The sequence below is a fragment of the Exiguobacterium sp. KRL4 genome, assembly GCF_001870785.1.
Classification (GTDB): domain Bacteria; phylum Bacillota; class Bacilli; order Exiguobacteriales; family Exiguobacteriaceae; genus Exiguobacterium_A.
This window is the reverse complement of the sequence record NZ_MOLV01000046.1, coordinates 1-1,249: the sequence shown is the minus strand read 5'-3', so window position 1 is coordinate 1,249 and position 1,249 is coordinate 1. Positions and strand designations below refer to the sequence as shown.

Genomic DNA, 1,249 nt, shown 5'->3' with positions numbered 1-1,249 from the left:
GTGATAGGACGTTGCCAGGCATACTTTTTTAATAAAGTATTTGACAATTTTGACCGATTGATATAATATTATAGAAGTCGTCAAGTTACCACGGTCCTGTGGTGTAGCGGTTAACATGCCTGCCTGTCACGCAGGAGATCGCGGGTTCGAATCCCGTCAGGACCGCCATTTTTATTTACCGAATTTTTATTTATGGCTTTGTAGCTCAGTCGGTAGAGCAGAGGACTGAAAATCCTCGTGTCGGCGGTTCGATTCCGTCCAAAGCCACCATTTACACCTGCCGGTGTAGCTCAGCTGGTAGAGCAACTGACTTGTAATCAGTAGGTCGCGGGTTCGACTCCTGTTGCCGGCACCATCTTAATATGGCGGTTGTGGCGAAGTGGTTAACGCACCGGATTGTGATTCCGGCATTCGTGGGTTCAATTCCCATCAGTCGCCCCATTTTATTTTTTAACTTAATACTATTTGTGTCATTAGCTCAGTTGGTAGAGCATCTGACTTTTAATCAGAGGGTCGCAGGTTCGAATCCTGCATGACACACCATTTTTTTTATGCGGGTGTGGCGGAATTGGTAGACGCGCTAGATTTAGGATCTAGTGTCTTTGACGTGGGGGTTCAAGTCCCTTCACCCGTACCATTTATATGTATGCGGAAGTAGTTCAGTGGTAGAATACGACCTTGCCAAGGTCGGGGTCGCGGGTTCGAATCCCGTCTTCCGCTCCAATTTTTAATCTAATCGTAACAACAAATAGCAAATAGCATAATTTGCGGTCGTGGCGGAATGGTAGACGCGCTAGGTTGAGGGCCTAGTGGTGGCAACACTGTGGAGGTTCAAGTCCTCTCGACCGCACTTATTATGCACCCTTAGCTCAGCTGGATAGAGTACTTGACTACGAATCAAGGGGTCGGGAGTTCGAATCTCTCAGGGTGCACTTTTCGGGAAGTAGCTCAGCTTGGTAGAGCACTTGGTTTGGGACCAAGGGGTCGCAGGTTCGAATCCTGTCTTCCCGACCATTATTTTTCATATCGGACTTTGAAAACTGAACGATGAGGCAAAAAACGTATCTTCGGATACAAACAATGAATGAAGCGCAAGCTTCGTCAACGTGACTCCGGTCACAACAACGAGCAAGTCAAACACTTTATGGAGAGTTTGATCCTGGCTCAGGACGAACGCTGGCGGCGTGCCTAATACATGCAAGTCCAGGTTGCAGACGCAGGAAGCTCACGGAACTCTTCAGAGGTAGAA

Annotated in this window: 10 tRNA genes; all 10 read left to right on the top strand. The window is 47.8% G+C overall.

What is annotated here, in order from left to right:
* The first annotated feature begins 92 nt into the window (after window positions 1-92).
* Window positions 93-168, top strand: a tRNA-Asp gene (locus BLD48_RS15995).
* Window positions 169-194: 26 nt separating this feature from the next.
* Window positions 195-270 (top strand) — tRNA-Phe (locus tag BLD48_RS15990).
* 9 nt (window positions 271-279) lie between these two features.
* Window positions 280-355: transfer RNA gene (locus tag BLD48_RS15985), tRNA-Thr, on the top strand.
* 10 nt (window positions 356-365) lie between these two features.
* Window positions 366-441: transfer RNA gene (locus BLD48_RS15980), tRNA-His, on the top strand.
* Between the two features lie 26 nt (window positions 442-467).
* Window positions 468-543 (top strand) — tRNA-Lys (locus BLD48_RS15975).
* A 10-nt stretch (window positions 544-553) separates the two neighbouring features.
* Window positions 554-637: transfer RNA gene (locus tag BLD48_RS15970), tRNA-Leu, on the top strand.
* An 11-nt stretch (window positions 638-648) separates the two neighbouring features.
* Window positions 649-723, top strand: a tRNA-Gly gene (locus BLD48_RS15965).
* A 44-nt stretch (window positions 724-767) separates the two neighbouring features.
* Window positions 768-850: transfer RNA gene (locus BLD48_RS15960), tRNA-Leu, on the top strand.
* 8 nt (window positions 851-858) lie between these two features.
* A tRNA-Arg gene (locus BLD48_RS15955) sits at window positions 859-932 on the top strand.
* Between the two features lie 5 nt (window positions 933-937).
* Window positions 938-1,014, top strand: a tRNA-Pro gene (locus tag BLD48_RS15950).
* Window positions 1,015-1,249 lie beyond the last annotated feature (235 nt).